The 25,148-nt window shown below is 64.3% G+C and carries 23 protein-coding genes; 10 read left to right on the forward strand and 13 right to left on the reverse strand.

The window, feature by feature from the left end; translation table 11 throughout:
- Positions 1-41 precede the first annotated feature (41 nt).
- Complete coding sequence (locus PF66_RS11210; RefSeq protein WP_054057383.1) at positions 42-938, forward strand: DMT family transporter; 897 nt, start codon at positions 42-44, stop codon at positions 936-938.
- 197 nt (positions 939-1,135) lie between these two features.
- Positions 1,136-2,989: an ABC transporter ATP-binding protein gene (locus PF66_RS11215; protein ID WP_054062734.1), complete on the forward strand. Its 1,854-nt coding sequence runs from the start codon at positions 1,136-1,138 to the stop codon at positions 2,987-2,989.
- A gap of 159 nt (positions 2,990-3,148) precedes the next feature.
- Here PF66_RS11215 and PF66_RS11220 read toward each other — a convergent pair whose 3' ends face one another.
- The 6 genes from PF66_RS11220 to PF66_RS11245 all read right to left on the reverse strand — a co-directional run bounded on the left by PF66_RS11220 (position 3,149) and on the right by PF66_RS11245 (position 11,988).
- Positions 3,149-6,295 (reverse strand): efflux RND transporter permease subunit, encoded by a 3,147-nt coding sequence (locus tag PF66_RS11220; RefSeq protein ID WP_054062735.1) that lies wholly within the window; start codon positions 6,293-6,295, stop codon positions 3,149-3,151.
- A complete protein-coding gene (locus PF66_RS11225) occupies positions 6,292-7,545 on the reverse strand; it encodes an efflux RND transporter periplasmic adaptor subunit (protein WP_081009833.1) in 1,254 nt (417 codons plus the stop codon). The genes PF66_RS11220 and PF66_RS11225 overlap by 4 nt, the downstream gene beginning before the upstream one ends.
- Positions 7,542-8,795: a TolC family protein gene (locus tag PF66_RS11230; protein ID WP_054062736.1), complete on the reverse strand. Its 1,254-nt coding sequence runs from the start codon at positions 8,793-8,795 to the stop codon at positions 7,542-7,544. The genes PF66_RS11225 and PF66_RS11230 overlap by 4 nt, the downstream gene beginning before the upstream one ends.
- A gap of 89 nt (positions 8,796-8,884) precedes the next feature.
- Positions 8,885-9,241: a hypothetical protein gene (locus PF66_RS11235; RefSeq protein ID WP_054061512.1), complete on the reverse strand. Its 357-nt coding sequence runs from the start codon at positions 9,239-9,241 to the stop codon at positions 8,885-8,887.
- Positions 9,242-9,345: 104 nt separating this feature from the next.
- A complete protein-coding gene (gene hglS / locus PF66_RS11240) occupies positions 9,346-10,728 on the reverse strand; it encodes a 2-oxoadipate dioxygenase/decarboxylase HglS (protein WP_054062737.1) in 1,383 nt (460 codons plus the stop codon).
- Positions 10,729-10,743: 15 nt separating this feature from the next.
- The gene (locus tag PF66_RS11245) at positions 10,744-11,988 is read right to left on the reverse strand and encodes a 2-aminoadipate transaminase (protein ID WP_054062738.1); all 1,245 of its coding nucleotides are present in this window, start codon (positions 11,986-11,988) and stop codon (positions 10,744-10,746) included.
- Between the two features lie 309 nt (positions 11,989-12,297).
- Here PF66_RS11245 and amaB point away from each other — a divergent pair, with 309 nt between their 5' ends.
- Complete coding sequence (gene amaB / locus PF66_RS11250) at positions 12,298-13,788, forward strand: L-piperidine-6-carboxylate dehydrogenase (RefSeq protein ID WP_054062739.1); 1,491 nt, start codon at positions 12,298-12,300, stop codon at positions 13,786-13,788.
- A gap of 98 nt (positions 13,789-13,886) precedes the next feature.
- Here amaB and PF66_RS11255 read toward each other — a convergent pair whose 3' ends face one another.
- Both PF66_RS11255 and PF66_RS11260 read right to left on the reverse strand, forming a co-directional pair.
- Positions 13,887-14,708: an amino acid ABC transporter permease gene (locus PF66_RS11255; protein ID WP_054060789.1), complete on the reverse strand. Its 822-nt coding sequence runs from the start codon at positions 14,706-14,708 to the stop codon at positions 13,887-13,889.
- On the reverse strand, positions 14,705-15,526 hold the full coding sequence (locus PF66_RS11260) for an ABC transporter substrate-binding protein (protein ID WP_054062740.1): 822 nt from the start codon (positions 15,524-15,526) through the stop codon (positions 14,705-14,707). The genes PF66_RS11255 and PF66_RS11260 overlap by 4 nt, the downstream gene beginning before the upstream one ends.
- Positions 15,527-15,645: 119 nt before the next feature.
- On the opposite strand from PF66_RS11260, the gene PF66_RS11265 reads away from it, so the two are divergent.
- The 4 genes from PF66_RS11265 to PF66_RS11275 all read left to right on the forward strand — a co-directional run bounded on the left by PF66_RS11265 (position 15,646) and on the right by PF66_RS11275 (position 18,719).
- On the forward strand, positions 15,646-16,530 hold the full coding sequence (locus PF66_RS11265; protein WP_193394200.1) for a homocysteine S-methyltransferase family protein: 885 nt from the start codon (positions 15,646-15,648) through the stop codon (positions 16,528-16,530).
- 7 nt (positions 16,531-16,537) lie between these two features.
- Positions 16,538-16,696, forward strand: a complete 159-nt coding sequence (locus PF66_RS33030) for a hypothetical protein (protein WP_160320658.1) — start codon at positions 16,538-16,540, stop codon at positions 16,694-16,696.
- 113 nt (positions 16,697-16,809) lie between these two features.
- Positions 16,810-17,196, forward strand: a complete 387-nt coding sequence (locus tag PF66_RS11270; RefSeq protein WP_192842823.1) for a hypothetical protein — start codon at positions 16,810-16,812, stop codon at positions 17,194-17,196.
- Entirely contained in the window at positions 17,193-18,719 is a 1,527-nt protein-coding gene (locus PF66_RS11275; RefSeq protein ID WP_054062742.1) for a conjugal transfer protein TraG N-terminal domain-containing protein, read from the forward strand. The genes PF66_RS11270 and PF66_RS11275 overlap by 4 nt, the downstream gene beginning before the upstream one ends.
- A gap of 9 nt (positions 18,720-18,728) precedes the next feature.
- Here the strand turns inward: PF66_RS11275 and PF66_RS11280 are convergent, their stop codons facing one another.
- Positions 18,729-19,094, reverse strand: a complete 366-nt coding sequence (locus PF66_RS11280) for a DUF3742 family protein (protein WP_054062743.1) — start codon at positions 19,092-19,094, stop codon at positions 18,729-18,731.
- 439 nt (positions 19,095-19,533) lie between these two features.
- On the opposite strand from PF66_RS11280, the gene PF66_RS11285 reads away from it, so the two are divergent.
- On the forward strand, positions 19,534-19,824 hold the full coding sequence (locus tag PF66_RS11285; RefSeq protein ID WP_054056889.1) for a hypothetical protein: 291 nt from the start codon (positions 19,534-19,536) through the stop codon (positions 19,822-19,824).
- Between the two features lie 52 nt (positions 19,825-19,876).
- Here PF66_RS11285 and PF66_RS11290 read toward each other — a convergent pair whose 3' ends face one another.
- Positions 19,877-20,098 (reverse strand): PLD nuclease N-terminal domain-containing protein, encoded by a 222-nt coding sequence (locus tag PF66_RS11290; RefSeq protein WP_054056890.1) that lies wholly within the window; start codon positions 20,096-20,098, stop codon positions 19,877-19,879.
- A 251-nt stretch (positions 20,099-20,349) separates the two neighbouring features.
- Here PF66_RS11290 and PF66_RS11295 point away from each other — a divergent pair, with 251 nt between their 5' ends.
- Complete coding sequence (locus PF66_RS11295; RefSeq protein WP_054056891.1) at positions 20,350-20,616, forward strand: hypothetical protein; 267 nt, start codon at positions 20,350-20,352, stop codon at positions 20,614-20,616.
- Positions 20,617-20,635: 19 nt separating this feature from the next.
- Here PF66_RS11295 and PF66_RS11300 read toward each other — a convergent pair whose 3' ends face one another.
- From PF66_RS11300 to PF66_RS11310, 3 genes are read right to left on the reverse strand one after another with little or no spacing between them, the layout of a single operon-like run.
- A complete protein-coding gene (locus tag PF66_RS11300) occupies positions 20,636-21,787 on the reverse strand; it encodes a carboxylate-amine ligase (RefSeq protein ID WP_054062744.1) in 1,152 nt (383 codons plus the stop codon).
- 15 nt (positions 21,788-21,802) lie between these two features.
- Positions 21,803-22,762: a methyltransferase gene (locus tag PF66_RS11305; protein ID WP_054056893.1), complete on the reverse strand. Its 960-nt coding sequence runs from the start codon at positions 22,760-22,762 to the stop codon at positions 21,803-21,805.
- Between the two features lie 18 nt (positions 22,763-22,780).
- Complete coding sequence (locus tag PF66_RS11310; protein WP_054056894.1) at positions 22,781-24,151, reverse strand: iron-containing redox enzyme family protein; 1,371 nt, start codon at positions 24,149-24,151, stop codon at positions 22,781-22,783.
- 430 nt (positions 24,152-24,581) lie between these two features.
- Here PF66_RS11310 and PF66_RS11315 point away from each other — a divergent pair, with 430 nt between their 5' ends.
- Positions 24,582-24,761 carry a general stress protein gene (locus PF66_RS11315; protein WP_054056895.1) on the forward strand — a complete coding sequence of 60 codons (180 nt, stop codon included), beginning with the start codon at positions 24,582-24,584 and terminating at the stop codon, positions 24,759-24,761.
- Positions 24,762-25,148: the final 387 nt, after the last annotated feature.

Raw genomic sequence — 25,148 nt, forward strand, 5'->3', positions numbered from 1 at the left:
CTTCATGCAACCCCCACGTGAGCCGAGGAGCCTGCTGCCGAATGGAACAGCTATCGAACCTGCAACAATCGACCACCCGCCAGCGCACGCAAGGATGGCTCAACGGCCTGATCGGCGTGGTGATTTTCAGTGGCTCGCTGCCCACCACACGGCTGGCGGTGCTGGAGTTCGACCCGGTGTTTCTCACGGTGGCCCGCGCCAGCATCGCCGGCTTGCTGGCGCTCGCCCTGCTGTGGATCTTCAGGGAACGGCGACCGGCCCGGGGCCAGTGGCTGTCGTTGCTGGTCGTGGCCCTGGGGGTCGTTGTCGGTTTTCCCTTGCTGACGGCACTGGCCCTGCAGCACGTGACCTCGGCGCACTCCATCGTCTTCGTCGGTTTGCTGCCGCTGGCCACGGCGATCTTTGGCGTGCTGCGCGGCGGTGAGCGGCCACGGCCGGCGTTCTGGTGCTTTTCGGTACTGGGCAGTCTGCTGGTGGTCGGTTATGCGCTGGCCCAGGGACTCAGCGCGTCGCCCGTGGGGGATCTGCTGATGCTGGCGGCGATTGTAGTCTGTGGCCTGGGTTATGCCGAAGGGGCCAGGCTGTCGCGCACCCTCGGCGGTTGGCAGGTGATCTGCTGGGCGCTGGTGCTGTCGTTGCCGGTGATGCTGGTATTGAGCGGGGTTTGCGCGCCGCCGAGCTTTTCGGGCATTACGCCGGCGGCCTGGGCCAGCCTGGGGTATGTGTCGCTGTTCAGTATGCTGATCGGGTTCGTGTTCTGGTACCGGGGGCTGGCTCAGGGAGGGATTGCCGCGGTGGGACAGTTGCAGTTGCTGCAGCCCTTCTTCGGCTTGGCGTTGGCGGCAACCTTGTTGCATGAGCGGGTGAGCGTGGGGATGGTGGGGGTGACGGTGGCGGTGATTTTCTGTGTGGCGGGGGCTCGCAGGTTTTCTCGGTAGAGGCTGGGAGAGCTTCTGAAAATCGAAGCGCGTTGCCGGCGTGATCGACGGCGCCGGAGACCGTCATGGAAAAACCTTATAAAACAATAAGAAAAGCCCTCTCTGAGAACGTCCTGAAGCGGGTCGATGAGGGTCTTTCCGGTCGAGATCCGACTCTCTTGATAGACTCTCTGCAACGTCACCACCCGGAGATCACTGTGCTTCGTACGTTTGAACGATGGCTCGACCCCTTCCCGCCCGACGAGGTGCCACCGCCGCCCATGGGCCTGCTGCGGTTCCTCTGGGCCTGCACCCGCGGCGCCCGCGGCTACATCCTCGCACTGGCACTGCTCAGCGCCGGGGTATCGATCTACGAAGCCTGGCTGTTTTCCTTCCTCGGGCAGGTGGTCGACCTGCTTTCCAGCTGGAAGGCCGGCGGCGCCGCCAGCGGCGAGGAAAGGCGCGTGCTGTGGGGCATCGGCATCGTGCTGCTGACCAGCATCGGCCTGGTGGCACTGCGCACCATGGTCCAGCACCAGGTCCTGGCGATCAATCTGCCGCTGCGGCTGCGCTGGGACTTCCACCGCCTGATGCTGCGGCAAAGCCTCTCGTTCTTTTCCGACGAGTTCTCCGGCCGGGTCACCACCAAGGTGATGCAGACGGCGCTGGCGGTACGCGAAGTGCTGTTCACCGTCATCGAGATCCTCCCCGGTATCGGCGTGTACTTCATTGCGATCATCGCGCTGGCCGGCGGCTTCGCCCTGAAGCTGATGCTGCCGTTCGTGGCCTGGGTCGCCCTGTTCGGGCTGGCCATGCTGTACTTCGTGCCGCGCCTGGGACAAGTCGGCCAGGAACAGGCCCATGCGCGCTCGTCCATGACCGGGCGGGTCTCGGACGCCTACACCAACATCACCACCGTGAAGCTGTTCTCGCACTCCCGGCGCGAGGCACAGTTCGCCCGTGCGGCGATGGAAGACTTCAAGGACACCGGCTTTCGCCAGATGCGCCTGGTCAGCCAGTTCGAGATCGTCAACCAGGCGCTGGTGGTCGGCCTGATCCTGGGGGCCGGCGGTTATGCCCTGTGGCTGTGGCACCAGGGCGGGATCGGTACCGGTGCGGTCGCGGCGATCACCGCCATGGCCTTGCGGATCAACGGCATGTCGCACTGGATCATGTGGCAGATGACTTCGCTGTTCGAAAACATCGGCACCGTGCAGGATGGCATGGCCACCCTGACCCGCGGCCCCAAGGTGCAGGATGCGCCGAACGCCGGCGAACTGGTGACCTCGGGCGGCGCGGTGAGCTTCGATAACGTGAGCTTCAACTACAACGGTGAGCGCCAGGTGCTCGATGGCCTGAGCCTGCAGATCCGCGCGGGCGAAAAGATCGGCCTGGTGGGGCGTTCCGGCGCCGGCAAGTCCACGCTGATCAATCTGCTGCTGCGCTTCTACGACGTGGACCGCGGCGAAATCCGCATCGATGGGCAGAATATCGCCCAGGTCACCCAGGACAGCCTGCGCAGCGCCATCGGCATGGTCACCCAGGACACGTCCCTGCTGCACCGCTCCATCCGCGACAACATCGCCTACGGCCGCCCCGACGCGAGCGAGGCACAGATTCGGGCCGCCGCGGCGAACGCCCAGGCCGACGGGTTCATCAGCCAACTGAGCGACCGACAGGGCCATACCGGCTACGACACCCTGGTCGGTGAGCGCGGCATCAAGCTGTCGGGCGGGCAGCGCCAGCGCATCGCCATTGCCCGGGTGATGCTCAAGAACGCGCCGATCCTGCTGCTCGACGAGGCCACCAGCGCGCTGGATTCGGAGGTGGAAGTCGCCATCCAGGAAAGTCTCGACGAGATGATGGAGGGCAAGACCGTCATCGCCATCGCCCACCGGCTGTCCACCATCGCGGCCATGGACCGGCTCATCGTCATGGATGACGGGCGCATCATCGAACAGGGCACCCACAGCGAACTGCTGGAGAAGAACGGCACCTACGCCCGGCTCTGGCAGCACCAGAGTGGTGGATTCCTGGGCGAGGACCTGGGCGTGGTGGAAGCAGTGGAGTAGCGAGAGCCCTGCGCGGCGGTTGAGGTGAAAAGGCCCCGGAGAGCCTTTTCATCTCAACGCATGGGTAGCGCATCCGCGCTCGGCCACACGGCGGGACGCCTTTGCCGATTGGCTGTTCGCGCAATTCGAACAGTGCCGGGCGTCGTTGCACCTGGCCTGTCAGCCAGCGGGCCGTGCAACGGCTGCCAGGCCGCGGCGCCGGATCAGCCAGTACACCGCGGGAATCACGAACAGGGAAAGCAGGGGTGCGGTCAGCATGCCGCCGACCATCGGCACCGCAATACGGCTCATGACTTCACTGCCGGTACCGCTGCTCCAGAGGATCGGCAAGAGCCCGGCGACGATCACCGCCACGGTCATCGCCTTGGGCCGGATACGTTGCACCGCGCCTTCGCCGATCGACGCCAGCAGCGCCGACTGCGTGCACTCGCCGTTGGCCTGTCGCTCGGCCCAGGCATTGTTCAGGTAGATCAGCATGATCACCCCGAACTCCGCCGCCACCCCGGCCAGGGCGATGAAGCCGACACCGGTGGCCACCGACAGGTTGAAGCCCATCAGGTACAGCAGCCACACGCCACCGGTCAGGGCAAAAGGCAAGGTGCCCATGATCAGCAGCGCTTCGCCAAGACGGCCGAAGGTCAGGTAGAGCAGCACGAAGATGATCGCCAGGGTCGCCGGTACCACCCAGGCCAGACGTGCGTTGGCCCGCTCCAGGTACTCGAACTGACCGGAGTAGCTCAGGCTCATGCCGGGCTCGAGCCTGACCTCGCGTTCCACCGCCTGGCGCAGGTCGGCCACCACCGATGAGAGGTCACGACCGCGTACGTCGATGTACACCCAGCCAGAGGGACGGGCGTTCTCGCTTTTGAGCATCGGCGGCCCGTCGGCAAGGCCCACACGCGCCACGCTGCCGAGGGTGATCTGGCTACCCTGCGCGGTGTAGATCGGCAGTTGCCGCAGGGTTTCGACAGAGTCGCGCCATTCACGCGGGTAACGCAGGCTGATCGGGTAGCGCGCCAGGCCCTCGACGGTCTCGCCGATGTTGTCGCCACCGATGGCTCCGGCGACGATGGCCTGCACGTCGGCAATGTTCAGGCCGTAACGCGCCGCGGCCTGGCGGTCGATATCGAGGTCGATGTAGCGTCCGCCGGTCAAACGCTCGGCCAGGGCCGAGGTCACGCCGGGCACGCCCCTGGCGACCCGCTCGATGGCCTGGGTCACGTGGTCGATCCGGGCCAGGTCGTTACCGGCCACCTTGACCCCGATCGGGCTCTTGACCCCGGTGGCGAGCATGTCGATCCGATTGCGGATCGGCGGGATCCAGATATTGGTCAGGCCTGGCACGTGCACGGTACGGTCGAGCTCCTCGACCAGTTTCTCGCTGGTCATGCCCGGGCGCCACTGATCCTTCGGCTTGAGCCGCACGATGGTCTCGAACATTTCCAGCGGTGCCGGATCGGTGGCCGACTCCGCGCGCCCCGCCTTGCCGAACACGCTGGCCACCTCGGGCACCGTGCGAATCAGCCGGTCGGTGCGCTGCAGCAACTGCGAAGCCTGCTGCGCCGACAGCCCTGGCAGGGCCGAGGGCATGTACAGCAGGTCCCCCTCATCCAGCGGCGGCAGGAATTCCCCGCCCAGGTGGGTCAATGGCCACAGGCTGCTGAGCAGGATCAACAGGGCGCCCAGCAGTGTCATCAGCGGGCGCCGCAGTACAACCGCCAGGGCCGGGCGGTACAGGCGGATCAGCCCCCGATTGAGCGGGTTACGCTGCTCCGCCGGCAGCGGCCCGCGAATCCAGTAGCCCATCAACACCGGCACCAGGGTCACGGCCAGGCCGGCGGCGGCGGCCATGGCGTAGGTCTTGGTGAAGGCCAGCGGTGCGAACAAGCGTCCCTCCTGGGCCTGCAGGGTGAACACCGGGACGAACGACAGGGTGATGATCATCAGGCTGAAGAACAGCGCCGGCCCCACCTCGATGGCCGCCTCGGTCATGACCTGCCAGTGCTGTTCGCCGTGCAGCGAGCGCACCGGATTGAGCCTGTGCCAGGCCTCTACCCGCTTGTGCGCATTCTCGATCATCACCACGGCGGCATCGACCATCGCGCCGATGGCGATGGCAATCCCGCCCAGCGACATGATGTTGGCGTTGATGCCCTGGTGACGCATGACGATCAGCGCGACCAGTACCCCCACCGGCAGCGAGATGATCGCCACCAGCGACGAGCGCAGGTGCCAGAGGAATGCCGCGCACACCAGGGCGACCACGATGAACTCCTCGATCAGCTTGTGGCCGAGGTTGTCGACGGCGCGGTCGATCAACTGGCTGCGATCATAGGTGGTGACCAGTTCGACGCCGGCGGGCAGGCTCTTCTTCAGCGCCTGGAGCTTGTCCTTGACGCGGGCAATCGCCTCCCGCGCATTCTTGCCACTGCGCAGGATCACCACGCCCCCCACGGCCTCCCCCTGGCCATCCAGCTCGCCAATGCCGCGGCGCGCCTCCGGCCCCCGTTGCACCCTGGCCACATCGCCCAGCGTCACCGGCGCCCCCTGGGCGCTCAGGCGCAGGGGGATGGCACGGAAATCGTCCAGCGTCTTCAGGTAGCCCGAGGCCCGCACCATGAACTCGGCCTCACCCTGTTCGAGTACGCCGCCCCCGGTTTCCTGGTTGGCCTTGCCGATGGCCTGCGCCACTTCTTCCTGGGTGATGCCGAGGCTGGCCATGCGCAACGGATCGAGCACCACCTGGTACTGCCTGACCATGCCACCGATGCTCGCCACCTCGGCGACATCCGGCAGGGTCTTGAGCTCGAAGCGCAGGAACCAGTCCTGCAGGCTGCGCAACTGCGACAGGTCATGCCCGCCGCTGCGATCGACCAGGGCGTACTGGTAGATCCAGCCCACCCCGGTGGCATCCGGGCCGAGCACGGGCCTGGCCGAGGCTGGCAGGCGCGACTGCACCTGGCTCAGGTACTCCAGTACCCGCGAACGCGCCCAGTACAGGTCGGTCCCGTCCTCGAACAGCACATAGACAAAGCTGTCGCCGTACGCCGAATAGCCGCGCACGGTCCTGGCGCCCGGCACCGAAAGCATGGTCGTGGTCAGCGGATAGGTGACCTGGTTTTCGACGATCTGCGGCGCCTGCCCCGGATAGGAGGTGCGGATGATCACTTGCGCGTCCGACAGGTCCGGCAACGCATCGATCGGCAGGCTGCGCAGTGAAAACAGCCCCCACGCCAGCAGAAACAGCGTGATGAGCAGCACCAGGATGCGGTTGCCCACCGACCAGCGAATCAGTTTCTCGATCATGGTCGGCTCTCCCTGGCAGGCGCTGCCGAGGCTGACGGAATGTCCGGTGCCGTCGTGGCCTCGATACCCTTGAGGCTGGCTTCGGAATCGATCAGGAACTGTCCCGAGGCCACCACCTTCTGCCCCGCCTGCAGCCCTTGCAGCACCGCGACCTGGCCGTTGCTCTCCAGCCCCAGCCGCACCTGTACCGGACGGAAACGTCCCTGGTCCTCGGCCAGCATCACCATGTCGCGCTTGCCGCTGCGGATCACCGCTTCGGCCGGCAACAGCAGGCTATCATCGGCCTGTTCGTCCGGATGCAGGGTGACTTGCGCGGTCATGCCCGGGCGCAGCCGCCCCTCGCGATTGGGCAGTTCGATACGCAGGCGCAAGGTGCGGCTCTGCAGGTCGGCGTCGGCGAGCATGGCGGTCAGCCTGCCCGGGATCACCTCGCCGGGATACGCCGGCAGGCGTGCCTCTATCGCCTGCCCTTCGCGCAGGCCGCCGGCCTGGCCTTCCGGCACCGCGGCCTCAAGCCAGACATTGAGCACGCCATTGATCCGCGCCAGGGTCGCCCCCGGCATCAGCGCCATGCCCGGACGCAACTCCAGCGCCTGGATCACCCCCGTGCCGGGCGCCACCAGCGTCACCCGGTTCTGCACCTGGCCGCTGCGCGCAACCCGCCCGATCAGCTCGGCGGGCATCCCCGCGAGCAACAGACGCTGGCGCGCCGCCGCCTGCAACCCCGCATCCCCCAAGCGACGCAGGGCCAGAAACTCCTCCTGCAACCCGACCCACTCCGGTGCCAGGACATCCGCCAACGGCGCCCCCTTGACCACCCTGTCGCCCGTGGCCCGGCCATAGGTACGTTCGACGAAGCCCGCGGTGCGGGCCTGCAGCACGCTGAAGTCCCGCTCATCGTAGGCCAGCACACCGCTGACCAGCAGCGAACGCTGCAGCCGTCCGGGGGTTGCCGTTGCCAGGCGCACCCCCAGGTTCTGCTGCACCCCCTGGGTGATCTGCACCGCCGGCTGCATCTGTCCGGCATCGGCCTCGGCGTACTTGGCCACCAGTTGCATGTCCATGAACGGTGACTTGCCGGGGGCCGAAAAATGCTGCTGCGGGTACATCGGGTCGTACCAGTACAGCGCCTTCTGCTCGTCGGCAACCGGCGCAGGCCCGCCACGGCCCTCCTGCGCCAGCCAATAGCCCGCCGCGACACCCGCGGCCAGTGCAAACACCACGCTCAATCCGATAGAGGTCCGCTTCATGCCCGCACCTCTCCATAGACGAAGTGCAGCCGCGCGGCCGTCGCCGCCAGTTGCCCCTGCCAATCGATATCCTGCAGCCACGCCTGCACCCGCTGGCGCCGTGCCTCAAGCACCTCTGCCAGGGCCAACTTGCCCGCCCGGTAGTCGGCCAGGGCCAGGTGCACCCGCTCCTCGGCCAACGGCAGCAGTGTCTGGCGACTGCGTGTCACCGCCCGTTGCAGGCGCTGGTACTCGGCCAGGTCCGCTTCCAGTTGCGCGGTGTACTCACGCAGCAACGCCTCGCGCTCGTCTTCGAGCTGCCGCACCTGCGCCTGTCGCGCGGCAATCGTCGGGTCCTGGCGTGATCCGCTGAACAGCGGCAACTGGAAGCTGACCTGCACACTGACCATGTTGCTGAAGTCCGGCCCACGCCGCTGGTAATCCACCTGCCATCCCCAGTCCGATTTCTTCTCGGCCTGCGCCTGATGCACCTGGGCCTGCGCCTCGCGGGTCATGGCCCCATAGGCCGCCAGTTCCGGATGGTCATGCAGGGCATGCAGGTAGTGCGGTGCATCCACGGCCCATTCGGGGAATGCCCGCGCCCGAGGGTCGCTGTCCTGCCCGACCCAGCGTTTGAGCGCCGCTCGCGCCTGGCTCGCCTGGCTCGACAACCGGTCTTTCTGCTCATCCAGTTGCGCCGCCTCCTGTTGCGGCGCCAACGCATCGGCCGTCGCGCCTCCGCCGCCGGCCAGCCGTGCGCGCACGACCGCGGCGAGCAAGGCGTTCTCGCGGTAAAACTCGTCGAATTGCTGCAACTTGCGCTGCACCGTATAGGCCGCGATCCAGGCCTGCGCCGTGGCTGCGCGCACCTTCAGGCGTTCGACCACGGCCTCGGCATCGGCCCGCTCGACAACCGCCTGGGCCGTCTCGACCCGCGCCTTGCGCTTGTCACGGTTGGGCACCTCCTGCGCCAGGCCGACCACCTGCATGGTCATGAAGTCGCGATTGGCATTCCAGCGGTCGCTACCGTCCACCGGCAGGTTCTGTACCCCCAGGTTCAAACGTGGATCGGGCAGTTCACCGGCCGGCAGCACCGCATGGCGTGCCGCCGACATCTGCTCCTGGCGCGCCTGGAGAGAAGGCGCGTTGCGCTCGGCCAGTTGCAGCGCATCGTCCAGGGAAAGTGAAGCCGCCTGCACCGACAGGGTCGGCAGCAGGATCACCAGGGCGGCCATCGGCGTCAGCCCTGCATGAAGACGTGAGAAAGTCATGAAGAGGATTCCTCGAAAAAACCGGCGCACACGCGCATGCCATCGTCCGGCCGCGAGGGCGGAACGATGCTCTTGGGTTTACGAAGGAATCAGGCGCGGGGCGGTCGCCACAGGTCGGGCGCAGCCCGGGTCAGCAGGTTCCGCGCATAGCTGTCGGCCAGGCCTGGCGCGGCAAAGGGCATGGCGGGCTCAGCCAGGTTGACCTGGAGCACGCTCGCGGTGCTGCACTCCTGGCCGACCTTGCAGGCCTTGGAGCCATGATGGGAGGACTGTCCCTGGTCCTGGTCCTGATCCTGACAGCAGTCGTGCTGCATCCCCGCCATCCTGTTCATCCCCGCGGCCTGCATCGGGCAGGGCTCGACGGATGAGTCGATCCCCGCCATCCCGTTGAAGGGAAGCGCGAGAACAAGCATCAGGAGGGTGAGCCGTCGCAGCAGGTCGATCATGCCGGTGAGTGTAGGTGAGTTCCGTTAGCTCGACATTAACAACCTTCACACTCGTGCCCCGCAGGAACGACGTTCCAGCGCCTGGCGTTCACCCTCGGCCTCATTCAGGCCCCTGAACCTGTCAGGGCCGCCAGTGCGCTGCGCAGCGACGCCTGCTCGGTGAGCTGGTAAAGCTGCAACTCATCCAGCGTCTCCCGGCCCAGTGCGCGCTGGAAGGCGTCGCGGTTGGCCAGTTCCGCGTAATGGGCCTGGGCATGGTCACCGAGGTTGGACTGGAAGATCCCCGCCGCACTGACCGGCAGGAAGTCTTCGTAGACCAGAGGCTCATAGGCCAGCTCCCCACTGGCCAGTAGCGCCTCGACGTCCCGGGACACCCCACCGGCCGCCAGGCCCTTGTCCGTCGCCCGGTAGCGGAAGAACGCCAGTTGCTCGCGGCGCAAGGTCTCGTAGTCATCCGGGAAGGCCTTGAACGCCTCGGCCAGCAGTTCACTGTAACGCTGCGCATTGGCTTCCGAGGGGAATCCCCCCAGCGCCTCGCGGGCCTGCCCCAGCAAGGCGTCGTACAGTGCACGGCCTTTCGGGGTCAACGCCACGCCACGCTGCTCGATCTCGCCGAAACGCGCCGAGTGACTGCCCTGCTCCGGGCCCTGCGGGCCGACGAAGTCGATGGCCTCGTTGAGGGCCTTGAAGCTGGTCTGACGCAGCAGGATCGGGCAGCGACGACGTGGCGGCCCCTCGATCACCGCCTTGGGCGTGATACCACGGCCGGGCATGTCGGCCTGCACCTGGTCGATGTCCAGGGTGCGCGGCGTCAGGTGGTTGATGTGCGGCCCCTTGAACGCGACCACATCGGCGATCAGGCGATGGGCACCGTCCAGGCGCTGGTAATCGGCCAGGCTGACGGTGGCCTGGCCGTGCCAGCGGAAGGTTTCCAGCGCCTGGGTGACGAACTCGTCAGCCGCTGCGGCATCGAGACCGCCGTCGCGCTCGGCCTGGGCGATCAGTTCCAGCACCCGTGGGGTGAAGATCTGCCGCGCCGCCAGGGTGCGCTCGGCGAAGGTCCGCAGCGCGGTGTCCTGGATCAGTTCCAGGCGCAACAGCGAGGTGAATACCCGGAACGGGCTGGCGCGCAAGGCGCTTTCGTCCACCGCGCGAAAAGCCGTGGAATGCACCGGTACACCGGCCGGGGTCAGGTCGTAGTAACCCACCGGCTGCATGCCCATGACCGCGAACAGCCGGCCCATGGTCGCCAGCTCCGCGGCGGTGCCGACGCGGATCGCGCCGTGGCGCTCCAGGTCCAGCCGCTCCAGCTCGCCGGTATGGGCCAGCGCCTGCGCCACGGCCGGCTGCGCCGCCAGGGTATGGCGGTTGGTGTCGGCCACCAGTTGCATCAGGTCGCCATACAGCGGCACCTCCTGCTGGTACATGGCGCTCATGGCCCGGGAAAAGTCGGCACGAATACGATCAGGCGAAACAAGGGTGCTCATCAGGCAGGTCTCCGCTCAGGCCAGTTGCGCCAGGCATTGTTCGAGGATGTTCAGGCCATCTTCCAGAATGGCCGGTTCGATGGTCAACGGTGGCAGCAGCCGGATGATATGCCGCGCCTTGCCGCTCGGCATCAGCAGCAGGCCGGCTTCGCGGGCGCTGGCCAGCACGGCGGCCAGATGCTGCGGCGCCGGGCTGCCATCGGCATTGACCAGTTCCAGGCCACGCATCGCGCCGACCCCGGTCAGGCGGCCGACGCAGGCAAAGCGTTCTTTCCAGGCGGCGTGATACCGGGCGATCAGCGTGCCCTGCCCTTCGCCCCAGCGCGAAAGGTTGTCATCGCTCATCTGCCCCAGCGTCGCCAGGCCGGCGGCGCAGGCCAGCGGGTTGCCGGAATAGGTGCCGCCCAACCCGCCTTTGGGCAGGGCGTCGAGCAGTTCACGGCGGCCGACCACCGCCCCCAGCGGCACCCCGCCGGCCATGCTCTTGCCGAGCAGCAGCAGGTCCGGTTCGATGCCCAGCCGGGTAAAGGCAAAACGCTCGCCGGTGCGGCCGAAGCCCGACTGCACCTCATCGATCACCAGCACGATGCCGTGGCGGTCGCAGAAGGCCCGCAACGGCTTGGCGAAATCCGCATCCAGGGCCAGGAAGCCCCCCTCGCCCTGCACCGCCTCGATGAAGATCGCGCCGATGTCCTCGACCGCAATTTCCACGCTGACCAGGCGCTCCAGTGCCTTGAGCGCCTGCTCGGCGGTGACGCCGGTGTCGGCACTGGGGTACGGCAGGTGAAACACCGGCCCCGGCAGGCTGCCGACCTTCTGCTTGTACGGCGCCACCTTGCCGTTGAGATTCAAGGTGGCCAGGGTGCGGCCATGAAAGCCGCCATCGAAGGCCACCACGCCACTGCGCCCGGTAGTACCGCGAACGATCTTCAGGGCGTTTTCCGCCGCCTCCGCGCCGCTGTTGGTGAGCATGCCCGACAGCGCATAGCTGACCGGCACGAACGCGGCCAATGCCCGCAGGTAGGCGCCATATTGGTCGTGGGGTACGGCATTGAACGCGGCGTGGGTCATGCGCCCGGCCTGCTCGCGAATGGCCGCCACCACCGCCTCGTTGCAGTGCCCGAGGTTGAGGACGCCGATACCGCCGATGAAATCGATGTAGCGCTTGCCGGCGCTGTCCCAGACAAGTGCGTTGCGTCCGTGGGTCAGCTCCACAGGGTGAACGATGTTGATCGATTGGCTGATGCAATCCTGATTCATGGCCCGCTGCCGTTCCTGGTGAAAGTGCCTCCATTCAAGCGAGCAGGTACGGGCAAGACAAACGATAAATAGTCGCGGGTTCATTCCTTTCAGTCATGAAGTCGCGCTATCACCCCAAGAACCCCACCCTACATCCCTGCCATAGACGGATAAAACTGAAAAACTCGTTCTGAACCCACACCCTCTCTGCCCATTGAATTCCAGGAAGGAATGATATTTGGAATTTTGCTCGTTTGTTCGACCAGGCTCTCGGCGCCGATACTGCCCCCTGTCAATTGTGCCTGTCGTCACGCCAAAGGAGTCCGAATCATGATCAGTCAACTGCTGCAACGCCTGGGGGTGCCCGCCCACGCTTATAGCGAAGGCACCTACGCGGTCCATACCCCCATCGATGGCAGCCGTATCGGCTCGGTCAAGCTTGAGGATCGCGAACAGGTGCTGTCGCGCATCGCCACCGCCCAGCGTGCCTTCCAGGCCTGGCGCCAGGTGCCGGCGCCGCGTCGTGGCGAGCTGGTGCGGGTGTTCGGCGAAGTGCTGCGCGAGCACAAGGCCGACCTCGGCGAGCTGGTGTCCATCGAGGCCGGCAAGATCACCCAGGAAGGCCTGGGTGAAGTGCAGGAAATGATCGATATCTGCGACTTCGCGGTGGGCCTGTCGCGCCAGCTGTACGGCCTGACCATCGCCTCCGAGCGTCCTGGCCACCACATGCGCGAGACCTGGCATTCGCTGGGCGTGGTCGGGGTGATCAGCGCCTTCAACTTCCCGGTCGCGGTCTGGGCCTGGAACACCGCCCTGGCGCTGGTCTGCGGCAACGCGGTGATCTGGAAACCGTCGGAAAAGACCCCGCTGACCGCCCTGGCCAGCCAGGCGCTGCTGGAGAAGGCCCTGGCCCGTTTCGGCGAGGCCCCTGAAGGCCTGGCGCAACTGATCATCGGCGACCGCCAGGCCGGCGAAGTACTGGTGGACGACACCCGCGTCGCCCTGGTCAGCGCCACCGGCAGCACCCGCATGGGCCGCGAAGTGGGCCCACGGGTCGCCGCGCGCTTCGGCCGCAGCATCCTGGAACTGGGCGGCAACAACGCCATGATCCTGGCCCCGAGTGCCGACCTGGACCTGGCGGTACGCGCCGTGCTGTTCAGCGCCGTCGGCACCGCCGGCCAGCGTTGCACCACCCTGCGTCGCCTGTTCGTGCACAACTCGGTCAAGGCCGAGGTGGTGGCCCGGGTCAAATCCGCCTACGGCAAGGTGCGGATCGGCGACCCGCGGGAAGGCAACCTGATCGGCCCGCTGATCGACCAGCAGAGCTTCAACGCCATGCAGAACGCCCTGACCCAGGCGCGCGACGAAGGCGGCCAGGTGTTCGGCGGTGAACGCCAGCTCGCCGACCGGTACCCGAACGCCTACTACGTCAGCCCGGCGCTGGTGGAAATGCCGGGCCAGTCCGCCGTGGTACGCCACGAAACCTTCGCGCCGATTCTCTACGTCATCGGCTATGACGATTTCGACGAGGCGCTGCGCCTGAACAACGAAGTGCCCCAGGGCCTGTCGTCGTGCATTTTCACCACCGACGTGCGTGAGGCCGAAGCCTTCCAGAGCGCAACCGGCAGCGACTGCGGCATCGCCAACGTCAACATCGGCACCAGCGGCGCGGAAATCGGCGGTGCGTTCGGCGGCGAGAAGGAGACCGGCGGCGGCCGCGAATCCGGCTCCGATGCCTGGAAAGGCTACATGCGGCGCCAGACCAACACCGTGAACTACTCCCGCGAGCTGCCGCTGGCCCAGGGCATCGTGTTCGACTGACCGCTATCCGGGGTCATCGCCGGTCGGTGACCCCGCTCTCTTCAGGTTGTCGAAATGGGGCGTCATTTCGACACCGCCGCGCGGGACGCCAGCCGACCCTACCGCCGATAAGCCTTGCCGAAGTGCCGTTCCAGTCGCGACTGCACCAGCTCCAGCAGGATCGACAGCAACCAGTAGATAACCGCCGCGGTGGTCAGCATCTCCATGTAGCGATAGCTGGAGCGGCCGTAGGACTGCGCCAGGAACATCACTTCCCACACCCCCATCACCGAGATCAGCGACGAGTCCTTGAGCATGGAGATGAACTGGTTGGCGGTGGGTGGAATGATCACCCGCATGGCCTGGGGCAGGATGACGTGCCGGAAGATCTGCCGCGAGCGCATGCCCAACGCCAGTGCCGCCTCCCGCTGCCCCCGGGCAACGCCCAGGATGCCGGCGCGGAAGATCTCGCTCAGGTAAGCCCCGTAGTTGAGCGACAAGGCAATGATGCCGGCACTGATTGCCCCTGGCACCATGCCCAGTTGCGGCAGCCCCAGGTAGATCAACAGGATCTGGATCAGCAGCGGCGTACCGCGGAAGAACGAGGTATAGAAGCTGGCAATCCCCACCAGGACCGCGCTGTTCGACAACCGCGCCAGGGCGGCGGCGAAACCGAACAACACCGAGACCACCATCGAGCACAGGCACAGGAACAGGGTCAGCGCCGCACCCTGCAGGAAGCCGTTCGGCCCCAGTTTGAAACCGGCCAGGTTCGGGAACTTCTCCAGGATGATCGAGAATTTCAGGTCAAAGCTCAGGAAGAACGCGACGAACAGAACGAACAGCGCCAGCCAGGTCAGGTACAGGCGCGTGCGAAAACCTAACAGGCGCGTGCCCGCGGCCTTGGCCACGGGCTTCGGGGAAGGTTCGAAGGCACTCATTTACTGATGTCGGCGCCGATCCATTTCTGCGACAGACGAGCCAGGGTGCCGTCGCTCTTGAGTTCGGCGAACACCTGGCGCACCTTCGCCTCCCACTCGGGGTCGCCCTTCTCGATGGCGACCGAGTTGGGCTCCTCATACAGCGGGGCACCGGCCAGCTTGAAACGCTTGTCCTGGTTCAGGCGCGGTTGCGCGGTCACCAGGTTGGTCAGGATGGCATCCAGACGGACCCCGGCGCCCAGTCCCAGGTCCTGGAAGGCCACGTTGTCGGTGTCGTAGGGCGCGATCTGGACGAAGTCGAAGGGATAATCGATCTTCTGGTCTTCGGCACCTTCGATCACCAGGTTCTTGTTCAGGTAGCTCTCGTAGCTGGAGGCGCTGGTCAGGCCCACCTTGCGACCGTCCAGGTCCTTGGCCGAATGAATGCGGTCATCCTGGGCGTTGACCACGATCACCGCCGGCGAGGCGTAGTACTCGACCGGGAAATCGAAGACTTCGGCCCGCGCCTTGCTCGGTGTCATCGAGCAGATGCACAGGTCATAGCGGCCGCTCCAGCGACCGGCGGCGATCACGTCCCAGGAAGGTGTTTCCAGGCGCAGCTTGACGCCCAGCTTCTGCGCGACCGCCTTGGCCACGTCCACGTCGAAGCCATCGAGCTGGTTCTGTTCGTTCAGGAAGGAAAACGGCGGATAGCTTTCCATCAGCACATTGACCAGTTCCTTGCGTGACTCGACCCGATCCAGCGTGACACCGGCAACAGCCTGTGAAGCAGCGGCAAGGGCGAGCAGCCCTGCGCCCAGCAAGGAAGGAAAACGCATATAAGTACCTGAAAAGTTGGCTGAAAACGAATTTCAGCTATTTAATAGCTATAAGCGCACTGAACATAGTGAATTTTCTTCATAAGCACATCCAGGAAGGTTATATGAAACAACGATCGATGGTGGTTCTAGACGGTGGCATGGGGCGCGAACTGCAACGCAGCGGTGCTCCGTTCCGCCAGCCGGAGTGGTCCGCACTGGCGCTCAGCGAGGCCCCCGAGGCGGTCGTGGGCGTGCATGCCTCGTTCATCGCCGCCGGAGCCCAGGTCATCACCAGCAACAGCTACGCCGTGGTGCCCTTCCATATCGGTGAGGAGCGCTTTGCCCGGGAAGGACGTCAACTGGCCGAAACCGCCGGCAAGCTGGCCCGCACCGCCGCCGACGCCAGCGCGCAGCCGGTGCAGGTGGCGGGCTCCCTGCCACCGCTGTTCGGTTCCTATCGGCCCGACCTGTTCCAGCCTGAGCGCGTGGCCGAAGTGCTCACACCGCTGCTCGAAGGCCTGGCGCCGCACGTCGACCTCTGGCTGGCCGAAACCCAGAGTTCGATTGCCGAGGTCCGGGCGATCCACGCCCACCTGCCGGCCGATGGCAAATCGTTCTGGGTGTCGTTCACCCTGCAGGACGAAGACATCGACGATACACCACGCCTGCGCTCCGGCGAGCCGGTGGCCGAAGCCATCAAGGTCGTTGCCGGCCTGGGCGTGAGCGCCGTGCTGTTCAACTGCAGCCAGCCGGAAGTCATTGGTGCGGCCGTGGACGTGGCGCGCTCGGTGATCGAAGAGCTGAACGTCGATATCGCCATCGGTGCCTACGCCAACGCTTTCCCGCCGCAACCCAAAGAGGCCACCGCCAACGATGGCCTGGATGAACTGCGCGAAGACCTCGACCCACCCGGCTACCTGGCCTGGGCCCGGGATTGGCGGCAACGCGGTGCCAGCCTGATCGGTGGCTGCTGCGGCATCGGCCCGGAACATATCGCCGAATTGAAGCGCAACCTGGCTTGAGCCTCTGATGAAACAGGCTCGCGCCGGGATCGAGCAGCCGCTGCATCACGCCGCGTTCGGACTGACGTTCGTGGCCCTCGACCCCGATGGTTACCGGTTGCGCGTCTGCCTGCCCTGTCCGGCGTCTCTGATACCGGCGGCCGCGTGGCGATATGTGGTCGCCTGAAAACCTGTCAAACGGTCCTGTGCAGCAAAGGCATGCGGCTTGATCCAGTTTTCCGGCTGCGATTGCCAGGGGGACTGGGGAGGATTCGAGGCTTCTCTTTCAGGAGCCCCGCCATGTCCCACCCTCGCCACACGCCCTCTGCGCTCGTCCCCACTGGCCCGATGAAGCCTCTCAGGCGCCTGGGTCTGATTGTTCTCATCCCCCTGGTGCTCGCCCTGCTCAGCCTGCTCGTGGGCAGCCTGGTGAGCATCAGCGGGCTTTCGCTCATGCGCTTCGCTCAGTGGCAAGCGTGGCAGGTCCACCATTACGGGTACTTCCTGCTCGCCCGCCTCCTCCTCTTCAGCCTCGCCGCGTGGGGATGGGTGTGGTTCCGTCGCAGGGCCCTGCCGGTTCAGCCGGGCGTTCCCGACAGCCTGAAAAGGGCCGAGGTCATTGCCGCCCTCGGCATCCTGCTGATCGAGCTGGTGCGGGCCCTGGCACTGTGGGAGGGCCTGGCATGACGCTCTATGCCAACGATTACCTGGAGTACTACCTGACCCTGGTGGGCTGGCTGGTCAGCAACGGGATCTGGAACGTGATGATGGACTCGGGCTTCTTCGCGCTGCCCTTTCTGGTCATCCTGCTGCAGGAGTGGTTCAAGGCCCGGGAGGAAGGCGGTGGCGCCGAGCTGGCGTTTGCGGCCAGCGCCAGCATCGAGCACCGCTTGTGGCTGGCGACCGCGGTGATCCTGTTCGCCGGAGTGCCCGTCATGACCGTGAGCCTGAGTACCCTGGAGTTCGACCAGAGTCGTTCGGAACAGTGTCAGCATCAAGCCCCCCTGCCCCAGAACACCGGCTGGGCAAAGTCCTTCACCACCCTGAACGGCCAGAGTGCGAAGGTGCCGTTCTGGTGGTTCTTCGTGCACTCGGCATCCAAGGCCGTGAGCGGCGCCGCAGTGGCGGCCATTCCCTGCGGGACGGATCTGCGGCAGATGCGCATGGAGGTGAACAACACCCGCCTGACAAACCCACTGCTGGCTCAGGAGGTGGCCGACTTCGTCGACGACTGCTACGGCTACTCCCGCGCCAAGCTGTTCATGAAGCAACCTGACCTGACCGAGGAACAGACCAACGACATCAACTGGATCGGCTCGCGGTATTTCCTGGAGAACAAGGGGTTCTACGACACCTATCACTCCAAGACTCCACGCGACGCATGGCCATACGATCCTGAGCGGGACGCGGGCCTGGCGAAAGTACCCGGCGGTGGCGGCTACCCGACGTGCAAGCAGTGGTGGAGTGACGAAAAGGAGGGATTGAAAAGCCGGGTGCTCGCCGAAGTGGACAGCTCGCTACTGGAGCGTTTCACCAAGTGGGCCACGTTTACCAGCAAGGACAAGGTGGACGAAGCGCTCATCCGGCAGGTGGTTTCACCGAGAAATCAGCAAATGACCCAGGGCAAGGTCTATACCGACTACGGTGGCCGGATTGGCCCTTCGATTCCTGACGTTGCGGCCCGGGTGACCGGCGCGGTGGGCACGACCATGGGCACGCTGACGAACCTGCCGGCGATGGACGTCGTGCGCCAGGCGCTGCCGATGGTGATGGCCCTGCTGAAAATGGCGCTGGTGATCTGCATTCCACTGGTGCTGGTGCTCGGCAGCTACGACCTGAAGGCGGTGATCACCGTGTCGGTGGTGCAGTTCGCGATGATCTTCGTCGACTTCTGGTTCCAGCTGGCGCGCTGGATGGACAGCACCATCTTCGATGCCTTGTACGGGTCCGGCTCGCCCCATTCGAACCTGAACCCGTTGATGGGGTTGAACAATGAGCAGGCTGATTTTCTGTTGGGTATTGTGATGGGGGCGATGTTCCTTGCGCTGCCTTCATTCTGGATGACCTCATTGGCCTGGGCCGGCCTACACACAGGCCATTTCCTAAAAGGTCTGGTAGATGGAACTATTAGCCCTCAACAATATGGAGGAAAAGGCAAAGATATATTGCAGCGGACTGCACAGAAATCAATAAAGAGAAATTCTAAATAGTTATTAAACTCATAGATCACGATGAAATGCAGGATCAATTCGATTCTCTACGGAGTACGGATCCGGAAAAAGCCTTTCTCCATCCATCCAAACCGGCTCTTCTTCATCCTCTATCTCTGAGCTATTAAGCAGTATTTCCTTAAGTGTCAAAACGCCAACAACAACGACCAGAATCCAAAATACCAAACCCAGAAACCCGCCAATCAATAACAATCGCACCAACCCACCCAGCAAGCTCGCCAACATGGCGGGTACTCCTTTCTTCATCGCCCACCCGATCACTGGCTCCTCCCACCTGCGATAGCGGCGGGAGAGCCAGTCAAATACGCGTTTCAGACGATAGACAAGTCCCTTTTTCCTGGCTTTAGCAACCATGCTTATACCCTCGCGATTGAGATTTGCGGCGCCGTACTGCTTGTCGGCACGACGCTCAAATCAGCTTGGCAGAGGGTCTGTACAAGCACCTGTAGGCTTTTTCCCAAATAAAGACGGATTCGACATCTGGGTCCCGGAAACCCGATTCAACCAACCCAGCGCCGGGTGGCGATGGGCGTGGTGCACCTGATCGAACTGGCACAGTTGAGGATGGACAAGCTCCTGAATGGGCAGGCCGTCAGCCGTTAGCAATGGCGCGGTGGCGCCGGTGGGTCAGCGGGCATCTTCCAGCCGACAGTTTCTCCAGTGACAGAAACGTTGAATCATCCCCTGCATGATCCGTCCAATGACCTACTGCCCTGTATCCCGGGCAGCGAATTCATCCTGATAAAGCGCAGGTCATCCGTCCCCCGGCGCTCAAGAACCCCGGAGAAGTCCCATGCATCGTGTGGTCGACAGCGATACCCAGGAAATAAGAATAGATTTTCTTCAGGACACCCTGTTCGGCGTCAACGCCTTCAATTTCCACTGCACGGCACAGCTTTCACTCTCACCCACCGGCCCCTCATCGACCTTGCAACTCTTGATCGCACCGCCCTGGCCTGAACAGTTCGAAGCGGCTCATTCGCTCACCTTCCGTTGGAACGAGACGCTGTACAGTGGGACGGTCCGCGCCGCACACCGGCAGCCCGATGGCCGCCTGCTGCTGACCCTTGAGCGGCAACCCTGAGAGGCAGCCGCCCAGCAGGCGCAGCAGCAGGAAGCACCGAGGCCACCGGCGTTCAGCCCTTGCTGTGTTCGGGAGAGGACGGACCCTTGGTCACACCACGTGGGCCGGTTATTCCCCAGGCCACCAGGCCGACCACGGGCAGCAGGAAAATCACCGCCGTCCAGAAGGCCTTGCTGCCAGAGGGTTCGGGGCTTCTCCAGACGCTGTTGATGGCCCACAGGTCCAGTAACAAGAGGATGGCCAGAGCCCCGATCCAAAAGTAATAGGTTTGCATGATGGTTCTCCTGGTTGATAAAGCATTAGGTCGGACGCTATCCGGGCAGTTCAGTCAATCTCTCAGCCCTCGGACCAGGGGCGAGGCCAGGTTTCCCCGGGATCGCCGCCCGGTTGATCGGGCACGGGGCATTGTCCGGGGGGAAAAGGATTTAAGAACTTCAGCCCGCGGGGTGGTCGATTCAAGGAGGTGCCCGTCTCACAGCCAGTGAACAAACACCGCTCAACGAACCGATTGATCAAGGGGAAGTCATGGCTTACCTGGACCTGCTGCAATGGCCCGCCATGGTGGTCACCGTATTGGCCGCCTGGCTGATCGGCTCACTTAAACCCAGACGCCGAATGATCGGCTTCGTCTGTTTCACCCTCAGTAACGTGCTGTGGGCGATATGGGGATGGCACGCCCAGGCCTATGCGTTGATCGTATTGCAGGTCTGTCTGTGCGCAATGAACGTGCGCGGTTTCGGGAAAAACGCACGGGATCGCAAAACCGCCCACTCGCCCAGCCAAGGGCACTGATCTCGAACAGTCCCCGGAACTACCCGGCACGCTGGCGGGTGGGGTCGCGGCTCTGCGCCAGCAGCAGGTCGACCACTGCACGACAACGTGCCTGATCATCCAGGTGCGCGGGTTGGGCCTGGAAGCAGCGCAATTGATGTTCGGCGCTGGTGCCGTCCCGCAACAGGTTGAAGGCCTGGTTGAACAGCTGCTCCTGGCCCAGGGCCTGCGCCGTGGCGCCGAAGGTGTGCCGGGCCGACGCCAACCAGTGGTGCAGATCCATCACCGGCTGTTCGGGGTCCATCAGGTAGTGCCCGTGCACGCCCCAACGGCGAGCCTGAAAACGGTTCTCCTTGAGCAACCAGTGATGGACCAGGGTGTAGCGCTGACCGGGCTCGGCGTGCAGGCAGGCATGGCGCACCATGACGCTGAACAGGCCGGCCAGGGTCAGGACATCCTCGACGCGGGGACAGGCATCGGTCAGGCGCAGCTCAAGCGTCGGATAGCGCAACGACGGCCGGATCCCCCACCAGATCGGCGTGTCGGCACGTAGCGCCCCGGCGCGACGCAGCAGGGCCAGATAGTCGCCGTAGGCCTGGTCATCATTCAGGTATTCGGGAACGCCCATCCGCGGCCACTCATCGCACACCACCTGGCGGTAGCTGAAGTAGCCACTGTCGCGGCCTTGCCAGAACGGTGACGAGGCGCTCAGCGCCAGTAGCAACGGCAGCCAGGGCAGTACCTCGTTCATGACGCGGATGCGGTCAATGCCGGGGGGCACTTCAGCATGCACATGCAGGCCGCTGAGCACACTGCGCTGCGCGACCTGGGCGTAATCGCCGAACAACTGCCGGAAATGCTCCTGCCCGGTGGCACGTTGAAGGTGCCACTGGGCCACTGGGTGCGTTCCCGCGCAGAGGAAGCCCAAGCCGTGAGGCGCCAACGCCTGGTCGAGTGCGTAGCGTCGCTGGCGCAGGTACTCGCTGGCCTGAGCGAGATGCTCGAACACGGGCGACGCCACTTCGATCTGGCCCTGGAACATTTCGGTGGCGAACCCCGCGCCCAGCGCCTCACGACAATCACGCAGCACCTGGGCCGAAGGCTCGGCGACCATCTGCCGGCTGTCCAGATCGGTGATGAAATACTCCTCTTCGACCCCCAGACGCTGTGGCAGACCGTGATCGAAGGACATGGCGGGCCTCATCGCTCACGGCAGACGGGTGACGGTGAGCACCACCACCGCGATCCGCTCCACCTGCTCATAGCCGGGTTTGTCCAGCTCCTCGCCAAACACATCAGGGTCCAGTTCCCGATAGGTCCAGCCATAGCGCCCATCGACCAGAAGCGTCCGGGCGGCCTCGAGAAACGGATCCTGCCCCTGGACTATCGCCACGCCGGTGTACAGGACCAGCGCACCGTTGACGTCCAGCCGTGGCAGGGAAGCCTGGAGGATGCGCAACGACAGGTGCTCGCCCAGTGCCCCGCCGCCATGACGATAGGCTCGTTGCCGGCTGTCGTTCATGTAGGGGGGATTGGCCACGATCAGATCGAAACGCCCCTCGATGCTGTCGAGCAAATCACTGTGGTAAACGCTGAGGTTGCGCACCCCGGCCAGCTCGGCATTCACCGCACTCAAGCGCAGGGCGCGCGGGTTGATGTCGACGGCCAGCACCTGCGCATCATGCCGGGCACGCGCCACCAGCAGGGCCCCGACACCGGTGCCGCAGCCGATGTCCACGGCACGCCGCACCGGTGCAAAACGCTGGTTCAAATAGTCTGTGATCACACCGGCAAACCGATAACTGTCGGGCCCGAAAAACACGGCATCCGGCTCTTCGGTCGGAAACGCGGAATGGGCCAGCAGCAGGTCTCCCAGGCTCGACCATCGAATCGTGCTGCGCAGGCGACCGGCGTCTTCCCGCAAGATCCCGGCCTGCTGCAGTTGGGCAAGCTGGGCCGCCTCCAGCAGGCTGGGCTCGAAGGGTCGGGACCAGCCAAATACATCGCGAAGATCCACCGCACAGGGTAGCGGTGATCGGGCCAGCACCCGCTGGTGCGTCAATGGCGTGGGTGTGACGAAACGGTAGCCGTCCGCCTGCAGACGCCGCCCCAGTTGCACCAGCGCCTGGTCGGTCTGGCGCGACAGCGTGTAGTCGCAAGGATTCATGGCCGCTCTCCTGAGCAATCAGCGCAAGCGCTTACGCAGTTCGAGGAAGGTGCGGGCGGCAAAGAGCCCGGCGGGCCGGCTATGGCGAGGGGCGGATAGCCAGGGCAACAGCACCGCGATCTGCTGGTCAGGTGAATACCGGTTCAACACCTGGCGCAAGAGGCAGGTTTCCGGATCGTCTTGAGCATCCTCCGCCGCCCGGCGATGGGCCACTCCCCCCCGGGGAATGCCAACAGGCGTTGAGTCCTGCCACCTTCCCGCAATCCAATCCTTGATCAGTTGCTTCTCATAGCCATTGAACACCCCGAACATCGCCGCGGCGTCACCCTCGATCAGACGCCAGAAGCGACTGTCTCGCGGGTCCTGGTGACGACGGATCCAGCCCCGGTCCTGCAAGGCCTGCAAGAACGCCGGAATACACCCCGGTTGCTCCAGCCACTGGTTGACGGTCTTGCCTTCGAAGCGACAGCGATCGGCATGCAGGTACTGGCCGGCCAGTCGCTTGCGCTCCAGCATCGACACCACTTCCCGCTCCAGATCGAAAGCCCTGATCACGTCCAGCGTGCCCAGTCCCAGGTCATTGAGCTGATAACCGCGGGCCACTCGTTGCCAGTACTGTTTGGCGACCATGCCGACCGGCTTCAGTTCGCTGACGGCTTGCACGGCCTTGCGCGCATGGCCCGTGCTGGCGTTGTCGATGGTGACGTGCAGCGTAAAGTAGTAGGGGTCGATGCCCAATTCGCTCAGCTCGTAGGCGCAGATCAGCAAATGCAGGGGCAACTGCTCGTAACCCAGGTTGTAACCCAATACCTCCGGCAGGAAGGCATCGGCAGCGTGCCCCAGCGCCAGTTGAATCACACCTTGCCGATAGTGCTCGTCGCCCAGATCCGGATCGTGCTCGCAATCTTCTTCGGCCAGCAGCCGGCGATACAGGGCCACATGATTGAGCGCGGCCTCGCCATCCCCCAGCTCCTGCAGATAGGTGGTGATCAGACCGTCATAGCGATAGTCCCTCCAGTGTTTCAACGTTCCGTACAGCCAGGCGCCATCGACCAGCTTGGTCGGTGCCACGGCCTGCAGGAAGTACAGTGCATGCGCCTTGTTGCGCAGATAACGTCGCCCAGCGCCCTGGCGGCGTTCCTGCAGGTAGTGAGCGTACTGCCGGGCGACCTCGGCACAGTGGCCCTCGACCCAGGCCAGCAGCTGATGGAATTGAGTGGGCAGCGGATGGGCAGCCGGTTCCACCTGTTGCAATTGCTGGTGGAGAACGTCACAGGCCAGCTCCACGGGCGGCTCGTCACCCAGGGCCAGCAGTTGCTGGTACAGGTTGCGCAGTGGCGCGCACGGTAGCGGTGCCAAGCTTGCGCTCAGCGCTTTGACTGGCGTCATCGAGTACTCCTTCAAATCAGTGGCTCATGAGGGGAAGAGCCGCTGCGCAAAGGAAAGATTCCATTCCGTTTCATCAATGGCTGATGACCGGTCCTGCTGACGGAAATTCGCCGTTTCGCTTCATCGGCACCGGGCCTGAAAGAATGCTTCGCGACGGTCGAAGTCTGATAAGGCGCAGCGCTCCTGTCCCTGTTCCAAAGACCTCAAGGCGAAGCGGCCAAGCCGACGTCGATGCCGCACCGCCCTCCCCTCTCTATACCCCTATTGCAGAAGCACGCCGCTTGCTTATAAGCATCAAGCGGCAGAAAAACAGCAAACTACCGTTCATCGCCAGAAGAAAATTTAGTTCCAACTTCTCCCACCCACCCCAATCCCAGTTAATGCTCGCCCTGCGGTGAGCGAAACAACTCAACGAACCAGAGGTATCATCATGACCAGTAAAGGCAATTCGAACCCAGGCAACTTCGCCAACGATCGTGAAAAGGCATCCGAGGCCGGCAAGAAAGGCGGTCAGGCGTCGGGCGGCAATTTCGCCAACGATAAGCAGAAGGCCTCTGAAGCGGGTAAAAAAGGTGGCCAGCATAGCCACGGTGGTCAAGGCCGCGGTTGATGTCTGAGTCCTTGCGCAGGGGCTGCGGCCCTTGCGCCTCTTTTTGCAAGCCTTGCACCCTGCTCTCTCAGGCTAGGCATGACGACTCTCGGAGATTGTCCCTTTATTCTGGATAGTCTCTGCTTCGGTATATTCTCTATAAATCGAAAAATCCGGCTGTAATAAAGAAGTCAAACCCAGAGCATTGATGGCCCTAAAAAATGTCGAAATTACCGATCATGGGTGTTTCATATTTAAAGTCTATTCTCCTTTCGGGATGAGTTGAAGCTACCAGGCCACTCCTGCTCGATACGGATGTTGCCTTGCACAACCGCTGCCGTTCAAACGCAATCGGATTGAACTCCCTTCAAGCACTCTGCTTCATACCTTAGGCTGTGTACGAAATTG

Source organism: Pseudomonas asplenii (assembly GCF_001293465.1).
GTDB lineage: Bacteria > Pseudomonadota > Gammaproteobacteria > Pseudomonadales > Pseudomonadaceae > Aquipseudomonas > Aquipseudomonas fuscovaginae_B.